This is a genomic window from Pseudomonas sp. HMWF006 (assembly GCF_003061205.1).
Classification (GTDB): Bacteria; Pseudomonadota; Gammaproteobacteria; order Pseudomonadales; family Pseudomonadaceae; genus Aquipseudomonas; species Aquipseudomonas monsensis.
In genome coordinates this window covers 19,916-28,084 of record NZ_QAIU01000380.1, presented here as the reverse complement: position 1 = coordinate 28,084, position 8,169 = coordinate 19,916, and the positions used below count along the sequence as shown (strand labels likewise).

The following is an 8,169-nucleotide window of genomic DNA, read 5'->3' as shown; positions in this document are numbered from 1 at the left end:
TGCTGTTTTCTGCAGAACTGGCGGGTGGTTTGTTCGGCAGTTTCCTGTCGGCGGTGTCCGGCGGCAGTCTGTACCGCAAATCGTCGTTCCTTGAAGGCACGCTGGGGCAGAAGCTGTTCCCGGAATGGCTGACCATCGACGAGCGTCCGCACTTGATGCGTGCGATGGGCAGCGCCTCGTACGACGGTGATGGTCTGGCAACGTATGCCAAACCGTTCGTCGAAAAGGGTGAGTTGGTCTCGTACATCCTTGGCACGTACTCCGGGCGCAAGCTGGGCATGCCGAGCACCGCCAACGCCGGCGGTGTGCACAACCTGTTCGTCACCCATGGTGAAGAAGACCAGGCGGCGCTGCTGCGGCGCATGGGCCGTGGGCTGTTGGTCACCGAATTGATGGGCCACGGCTTGAATATGGTCACCGGCGACTATTCGCGCGGGGCAGCGGGTTTCTGGGTCGAGAACGGCGAAATCCAGTTCGCGGTGCAGGAAGTGACCATCGCCGGCAACATGCGCGACATGTTCAAGCAGATCGTCGCGGTCGGTAATGATCTGGAGCTGCGCAGCAATATCCGCACCGGTTCGGTGTTGATCGAGCGCATGACGGTGGCAGGCAGCTAAGCTCGGCCCGTCATACACAAAAAGGCGCGCCATCCCTCTGGGTGGCGCGCCTTTTTTTGTAGCGCACAAATCCCGCTCCCACCATTTGATGCACAACCTATGCTTGTTTTGGTTCTCATTATCATTTAATAATAAATCTCATCTTAGAGTGAGTCCCGGATCATGAGTTCTGCCCTGCACGAGCAGCCGTACCTCGAAAGCTGGCGCTGGATGAGTCGCCAGATCCGTTGCGCGATGGATTCCGACGAGCCGCGCCTGATCGAACACTACCTCGCCGAAGGCCGGTCCCTGGCCTGTTGTACGGCAACTTCTCCGTGGACCATCGCTGAAACTTCCTTCCGTCTGCTGCTCGACACGGCCACCGACATCGCCTTGCCGTGGCATTGGCGCAGCCTCTGTCTCGATCAAGCCTGGCGCCCATTGCGGGACATGGAGCGCCTGTCGCTGTGCGTCTGCCGGCTCCAGCGCTGGCAACGCTACACCTGGCAGCTCGCGACCTGTGAGTTGCTTCCCTCGATTTCTCTCATTGACCGGGTACAAGGATTTTCAGATGACCAAGACACGTATTGAGCGTGACAGCATGGGCGAACTGCAGGTGCCGGTGGACGCTCTCTACGGCGCACAGACCCAGCGCGCCGTGGATAACTTCCCGATCAGCGGCAAGCCGATGCCGAGACAATTCATCCGCGCGCTGATTCTGGCGAAAGCTGCGGCCGCCCGCGCCAACGTTGAACTCAACCAGCTCAGCGCCGCCCAAGGCAAGGCCATCAGTGACGCCGCCCAAGGTTTGCTCGAAGGCGATTTCATGCAGCATTTTCCGGTGGATATCTTCCAGACCGGTTCTGGCACCAGTTCCAACATGAACGCCAACGAAGTGCTCGCGACCCTCGCCAGCCGTCTGCTCGACGAGCCGGTCAATCCCAATGATCACGTCAACTGCGGCCAGAGCAGCAATGACATCATCCCGACCACCATTCACGTCAGTGCCGCCCTGGCGTTGCACGAACAACTGCTGCCGGCGCTGCTGCACCTGGTGCAGGTGATCGAAAAGAAAGCCGCGCAAGTGCATCACCACGTCAAAACCGGGCGCACGCATTTGATGGACGCGATGCCCGTGCGCATGAGCCAGGTGTTGAACGGTTGGGCGCAGCAGCTCAAGGCCAACATCAGCCATCTGCAGGATTTGCTGCCGAGTCTGCAGTGTCTGGCGCAGGGCGGCACGGCGGTGGGCACCGGGATCAACGCGCATCCCGAGTTTGCCGCCTGTTTCAGCCGTCAACTCAGCCAATTGACCCATGTGCAGTTCACGCCGGGTAAGGACCTGTTCGCACTGATCGGCTCGCAAGACACCGCCGTCGCCGTCTCCGGCCAGCTCAAGGCCACCGCCGTGTCACTGATGAAAATCGCCAACGACCTGCGCTGGATGAACTCCGGCCCGCTCGCCGGCCTTGGCGAAATCGAGCTTGAAGGCCTGCAACCCGGCTCGTCGATCATGCCGGGCAAGGTCAATCCGGTGATTCCGGAAGCCACCGCCATGGTCGCCGCGCAAGTGATCGGCAACGACTCGGTGATCACCATCGCCGGGCAGTCGGGCAATTTCGAGCTGAATGTGATGCTGCCGATCATTGCCCAGAACCTGCTGAGCAGCATCGAACTGCTGGCCAATTCCAGCCGTCTGCTCGGTGACAAGGCCATCGCCAGCTTCAAGGTCAACGAGTCGCGGCTCAAGGAAGCGCTGGCGCGCAACCCGATTCTGGTCACCGCACTCAACCCGATCATCGGTTACCAGAAAGCTGCGGAAATCGCCAAGCAGGCCTACAAGCAGGGGCGCCCGGTGATCGACGTCGCGCTGGAACATACCAACCTGTCGCGCAGCCAGCTGGAAGAGTTGCTCAATCCCGAGAAACTCACCGCCGGCGGCGTGTAAATCCCGTAACCGCTTTGGAGGTTCACCATGGAGCACTGGAAACGCACGATCGAACGGGCCAATCGCTGCTTCATGCTGGGCGAACTGATCGATGCTCGTGAGGCTTATCTGCAAGCGCTGGCCCTGGCGCAAGTGTTGTTCGAGCGCTGGCCTGATGCCGATGAAGCGGTGGCGGCCTGCGTCATCTCCCACCACAACCTGGCGGATCTGCACCTGCGCCTGAATCAGCCGGAGGAAAGCGCTGAATATCTCTGCGCGATCCACCAACGGCTGTTGCAGACCATGCAGGACGAGCGACTGCGCATGGCCCTGCGGGAAGCGGCACTGCGCCAGAGCAGCAAGACCTATGTCGAACTGCTGAATTTCATCAGCGAACACGGCGAGTACCCGCGTACCCAGCGTCTGCTGCATCCCGACACCGGCAATGCGCGCCGTGCGCCTGCCACCCATCACCATGGAGTTCATTGAAATGGCTTTTACCTTGCCTGCCTTGCCTTACGCCTACGATGCGCTGGAACCGCACATCGACGCGCAGACCATGGAGATTCACTACACCAAGCATCACCAGACCTACATCAACAACCTCAACGCAGCGATTGAAGGTACCGAGTTTGCCGAGTGGCCGGTCGAGAAACTGGTCGCCAGCGTTCAACAACTGCCGGAAAAACTCCGTGCGGCGGTCATCAATCAGGGCGGCGGACACGCCAACCATTCGCTGTTCTGGGAAGTCATGGCGCCCAACGGCGGCGGCAAGCCGGAAGGTGCGCTGGCCGAAGCCATCAATGAGCAACTGGGCGGCCTCGACAGTTTCAAAGAAGCGTTCACCAAGGCTGCGCTGACCCGCTTCGGCAGTGGCTGGGCCTGGCTCAGCGTCACGCCGGAGAAAAAACTGCTGGTGGAGAGCAGCGGCAACCAGGACAGCCCGTTGATGAACGGCAACACACCGATTCTCGGTCTGGACGTCTGGGAGCACGCCTATTACCTGCGCTACCAGAACCGTCGCCCGGAGTACATCAGCGCGTTCTACAACGTGATCAATTGGCCTGAAGTCGCTGCGCGCTATCGGGCCGCACTGGTGTAAGTCTTCTACAAAAACCATCCAGGGTTGACTATGGGCACTGAAACACTGGCGATCGGCAGTGGGCGTATGTTTCGTTACGCGGTGGGATCGCTATTGCTGCTGGCGGGCATGACCTTGCTGGTCGCCCACGGACTGCAATGGCTGGAGCTTGAACCGAGACTGTCGCGGGCCTTGCAGGGTGGAGCGCTCTGCGCCTTGGGCACCGCGCTCGGCGCGGTGCCGGTGCTGGTGATTCGCAACATGCCGCAGGCGCTTGGCGATACCTTGCTCGGCTTCGGTGCCGGGGTGATGCTGGCGGCGACGGCGTTTTCGCTGATCGTGCCAGGCATCGCCGCTGCAGAAGGTCTTGGCTTGACCCCGTGGGCTGCGAGCGGGCTGATCTGCTTCGGCATCATGCTCGGGGCGTTCGGCCTGTTTCTGGTCGATCGCAGGGTATCGGGGGCTTCACCGGAAATGCTCGTTGGCACTGTCGAGCATCCAGTGATTGCGCCACGGATCTGGCTGTTCGTGTTCGCCATCATTGCCCATAACATCCCGGAAGGCATGGCGGTCGGCGTTTCCGCCGGCGGCGGCATGCCCGATGCCGACAGCCTGGCGATGGGCATTGCCCTGCAGGATGTGCCGGAAGGTCTGGTGATTGCGCTGGTACTGGCCGGGGCGGGAATGTCACGGGGCAAAGCGTTTCTGATCGGCGCGGCGTCAGGTCTGGTCGAGCCAGTGTTTGCACTGCTCTGTGCGTGGCTGGTCAGCCTGGCGGAGTTGTTATTGCCATTAGGGCTGGCGCTGGCGGCGGGGGCGATGTTGCTGGTGGTGACTCACGAAGTAATCCCGGAGTCGCGACGCAATGGTCATGACAAGCTGGCCAGTCTTGGCTTGTTGATCGGCTTCTGTTTGATGATGGTGATGGATACGGCGTTGGGTTGAGAGATCAAAAGATCGCAGCCTCGGCAGCACCTACAGGGGGTTATGTGCGCTGTGGGCTGCGATGGCCTTGGTGGCTTTCAACCACCTTCGTCGAAGTAGTTATTGATCAACGCCACCAGCGCATCCAGCGCTTCCTGTTCCTGATGGCCTTCGGTACTCAGATAGATTTTGGTGCCCTTGCCGGCAGCCAGCATCATCATCGCCATGATGCTTTTGCCATCGACCGTGGTCTCCGGTGTGCGACCCACTCTGATCGTGCAATCGGGATATTGGCCGGCCACGCCAACGAACTTGGCGGACGCGCGGGCATGCAAGCCCAGTTTATTGATGATTTCGATTTCCAGAGCAGGCATCGCGGTGTGAATCCTTTAAGTGAGGTCGCGGTGGCGAACCTGGACGTTCTTCAGGGTTTTCTGCAGGGCCTGACCCAGGCGTTCGGTCAGGTAGACGGAGCGGTGATGCCCGCCGGTGCAGCCAATGGCAATGGTGACGTAGGCGCGGTTACTCGCGGCGAAGCGCGGCAGCCACTTGTGCAGATAGCTGAAGATGTCCTGAAACATCTCCTCGACTTCCGGTTGCGCCGCCAGGTACTCGGCCACGGGTGCGTCCAGCCCGGACTGCGCGCGCAGCTCCGGTTTCCAGTAAGGATTGGGCAGGCAGCGGACGTCGAACACCAGGTCCGCATCCACCGGCATCCCGCGCTTGAAGCCGAATGACTCGACCAGAAAGGCCGTTCCCGGCTCCGGCTGGTTCAGCAGGCGCAACTTGATGGTGTCGCGCAACTGGTAGAGGTTGAGGTTGGTGGTGTTGATTTTCAGGTCGGCCAGATCGGCAATCGGGCCGAGGAGAGCGGTTTCATCACTGATCGCTTCGGCCAATGAACGATTGGCCGTGCTCAAAGGGTGGCGGCGACGGGTTTCCGAAAAACGCTTGAGCAGGGTTTCTTCGTCGGCATCCAGGTACAACACATCGCACTGGATGTGGCGGCTGCGGACTTCTTCAAGCAACTCCGGAAAGCGCGACAGATGGCTGGGCAGGTTGCGCGCATCAATCGACACGGCCACCAGCGGTTGCGCCAGCTCGGTATGAATCAGCGCGCGTTCGGCCAGTTCCGGCAGCAGGCCGGCTGGCAGGTTGTCGATGCAGTAATAGCCGTTGTCCTCAAGGACATCCAGGGCGGTGCTTTTACCCGAGCCGGAGCGGCCGCTGACAATGATCAAGCGCATGATTAGTGACCGTTCTGCTCGCTCAGGACGACCTGATACAAGGCTTCGTTACTCGATGCGCTGCGCAGTTTTTCACGAACTTCCTTGCGATCGAGCATGCTGGCGATCTGGCGCAGTAATTCCAGGTGAGCATCGGTGGCAGCTTCCGGCACCAGCAGGACGAACAGCAGGTCAACCGGAGCGCCGTCGATGGCATCGAAATCGATGGGGGCATCAAGGTGCATCAATGCGCTGATTGGCGCTTCGCAACCCTTGAGGCGGCAATGAGGAATGGCGATGCCGTTACCAAAACCGGTGGAACCGAGTTTTTCACGGGCAATCAACGCCTCGAAGACATCTTGCATCTCCAGATCAGGCACTTCACGGGCGATCAGGTTGGCAATCTGTTCGAGGGCTTTCTTTTTACTGCCGCCCGGCACGTTCACGAGGGAACGGCCGGGGGTCAGGATACTTTCAAGTCGGATCATGGAGTAGGGGGGTTATCGACCGGTAGCGCCCTGGAGCAGGCTCTGGGTCTTTTCCTTATGCTTTTTGAGTTGGCGATCCAGCTTGTCGGTGAGTGAGTCGATCGCAGCATACATATCAGTATCTTCTGCGTTGGCGACCACTTCGCTGCCGGGAATATGCAAGGTGGCTTCGATTTTCTGCTTCAGCTTTTCGACGCACATCGTGACTTGCACGTTGGTGATCTTGTCGAAATGGCGCTCTAATCGTTGAAGTTTCTCATTGATGTAATCGCGCAGAGGTTCGGTCACTTCCAGTTGGTGTCCACTGATGTTGACTTGCATACAGCTTCTCCTTCGTTGCCAGTGCATAAAGTGGCAGGCTGGATAGCCTGCCACTGGAACGCTGTAACGTGGCTTACATCAACCGCTTGCGTTCGCTCGAAGGCGCGATCCCGAGGGATTCGCGGTACTTGGCGACGGTGCGGCGAGCCACCTGAATGCCTTGTGCCTCCAGTAAACCAGCGATCTTGCTGTCACTCAACGGCTTTTTCTGATTTTCCGCGGCAACCAGTTTTTTGATGATCGCGCGGATCGCCGTGGACGAGCATTCGCCGCCTTCGGAGGTGCTGACGTGGCTGGAGAAAAAGTATTTCAGTTCATAAATACCGCGCGGGGTATGCATGAATTTCTGCGTGGTCACCCGGGAAATCGTCGATTCGTGCATGCCTACCGCTTCAGCGATGTCATGCAGGACCAGCGGTTTCATGGCCTCGTCGCCGTACTCCAGAAAGCCGCGCTGATGCTCGACGATCTGCGTGGCAACTTTCATCAGGGTCTCGTTGCGGCTCTGCAGGCTCTTGATGAACCAGCGGGCTTCCTGCAACTGATTGCGCATGAAGGTGTTGTCGGCACTGGTGTCGGCGCGACGGACGAAACCGGCGTACTGCGCGTTGACCCGCAGGCGTGGCACTGATTCCTGGTTCAGTTCGACCAGCCAGCGCTCGTTGTCCTTGCGCACGATGACGTCCGGTACCACGTATTCGGCTTCGGTCGATTCGATCTGTGAACCGGGACGCGGATTGAGGCTTTGCACCAGTTCGATGACCTGGCGCAGCTCGTCTTCCTTGAGCTTCATGCGGCGCATCAACTGGCTGTAATCCCGACTGCCGAGCAGGTCGATGTAATCGGTGACCAGGCGTTTGGCTTCCGCGAGCCACGGCGTCTTGGCGGGCAACTGGCGCAGTTGCAGCAGCAGGCATTCACCGAGGTTGCGCGCACCGATACCGGCCGGCTCGAATTGCTGGATGCGGTGCAGGACGGCTTCGATTTCGTCCAGTTCGATATCCAGTTCCGGGTCGAATGCCTCGAGAATCTCTTCAAGGGTCTCGTCCAGGTAGCCCTGGTTGTTGATGCAGTCGATCAGCGTCACGGCGATCAGGCGATCAGTGTCGGACATCGGGGCAAGATTGAGTTGCCACAGCAGGTGGCTTTGCAGGCTCTCGCCGGCAGAAGTGCGGGTGGTGAAATCCCACTCGTCATCATCGCTGCTGGGCAGGCTGCTGGCGCTGGTCTGGTAGACGTCTTCCCATGCGGTGTCGACCGGCAGCTCGTTGGGGATGCGCTCGTTCCATTCGCCCTCCTCGAGGTTGTCCACCGTCGGGGCGGATTCCTGGTAGGAAGGTTCCTGGATTTCGGTATTGGGCTTGTGTTCGGCGTTGTCGGCCAGCGGGTCGGAGTTGTCGAAGTCGTCGCCTTCTTCCTGGCGTTCGAGCATCGGATTGGATTCCAGGGCCTCCTGGATTTCCTGTTGCAGATCCAGGGTCGACAATTGGAGCAGGCGGATGGCCTGTTGCAGCTGCGGTGTCATCGTCAGCTGCTGGCCCATTCTCAAGACTAGCGATGGTTTCATGGCAGGGGCTTAACACCTTATTCGCCGGCGCTATGCGCC

At 59.8% G+C, this 8,169-nt stretch carries 11 protein-coding genes; 6 read left to right on the top strand and 5 right to left on the bottom strand.

Annotation, left to right across the window (positions count from 1 at the left end; genetic code table 11):
• The 6 genes from DBR24_RS32305 to DBR24_RS15605 all read left to right on the top strand — a co-directional run.
• A partial coding sequence (locus DBR24_RS32305) for a metallopeptidase TldD-related protein (RefSeq protein WP_256591532.1) occupies positions 1-617 on the top strand: 617 nt, incomplete at its 5' end.
• A gap of 162 nt (positions 618-779) precedes the next feature.
• Positions 780-1,187, top strand: a complete 408-nt coding sequence (locus DBR24_RS15625) for a FagA protein (RefSeq protein ID WP_128615214.1) — start codon at positions 780-782, stop codon at positions 1,185-1,187.
• Positions 1,168-2,544, top strand: a complete 1,377-nt coding sequence (locus DBR24_RS15620; RefSeq protein WP_123464653.1) for an aspartate ammonia-lyase — start codon at positions 1,168-1,170, stop codon at positions 2,542-2,544. The genes DBR24_RS15625 and DBR24_RS15620 overlap by 20 nt, the downstream gene beginning before the upstream one ends.
• 27 nt (positions 2,545-2,571) lie before the next feature.
• On the top strand, positions 2,572-3,012 hold the full coding sequence (locus tag DBR24_RS15615) for a hypothetical protein (RefSeq protein WP_123464655.1): 441 nt from the start codon (positions 2,572-2,574) through the stop codon (positions 3,010-3,012).
• A 1-nt stretch (position 3,013) separates the two neighbouring features.
• Positions 3,014-3,625 carry a superoxide dismutase gene (locus tag DBR24_RS15610; protein WP_128615213.1) on the top strand — a complete coding sequence of 204 codons (612 nt, stop codon included), beginning with the start codon at positions 3,014-3,016 and terminating at the stop codon, positions 3,623-3,625.
• 30 nt (positions 3,626-3,655) lie between these two features.
• Positions 3,656-4,549 (top strand): ZIP family metal transporter, encoded by an 894-nt coding sequence (locus DBR24_RS15605; RefSeq protein WP_128615212.1) that lies wholly within the window; start codon positions 3,656-3,658, stop codon positions 4,547-4,549.
• A gap of 77 nt (positions 4,550-4,626) precedes the next feature.
• Here DBR24_RS15605 and DBR24_RS15600 read toward each other — a convergent pair whose 3' ends face one another.
• The 5 genes from DBR24_RS15600 to DBR24_RS15580 form a co-directional block, all read right to left on the bottom strand.
• Positions 4,627-4,902 carry an HPr family phosphocarrier protein gene (locus DBR24_RS15600; protein ID WP_008085079.1) on the bottom strand — a complete coding sequence of 92 codons (276 nt, stop codon included), beginning with the start codon at positions 4,900-4,902 and terminating at the stop codon, positions 4,627-4,629.
• A gap of 15 nt (positions 4,903-4,917) precedes the next feature.
• Positions 4,918-5,775, bottom strand: a complete 858-nt coding sequence (gene rapZ, locus DBR24_RS15595) for an RNase adapter RapZ (RefSeq protein WP_123464661.1) — start codon at positions 5,773-5,775, stop codon at positions 4,918-4,920.
• A gap of 2 nt (positions 5,776-5,777) precedes the next feature.
• Positions 5,778-6,242, bottom strand: a complete 465-nt coding sequence (gene ptsN / locus DBR24_RS15590) for a PTS IIA-like nitrogen regulatory protein PtsN (protein WP_123464663.1) — start codon at positions 6,240-6,242, stop codon at positions 5,778-5,780.
• A 12-nt stretch (positions 6,243-6,254) separates the two neighbouring features.
• Positions 6,255-6,563: a ribosome hibernation-promoting factor, HPF/YfiA family gene (gene hpf / locus DBR24_RS15585; RefSeq protein WP_077571130.1), complete on the bottom strand. Its 309-nt coding sequence runs from the start codon at positions 6,561-6,563 to the stop codon at positions 6,255-6,257.
• 73 nt (positions 6,564-6,636) lie between these two features.
• The gene (locus DBR24_RS15580; protein WP_128615211.1) at positions 6,637-8,130 is read right to left on the bottom strand and encodes an RNA polymerase factor sigma-54; all 1,494 of its coding nucleotides are present in this window, start codon (positions 8,128-8,130) and stop codon (positions 6,637-6,639) included.
• Positions 8,131-8,169 lie beyond the last annotated feature (39 nt).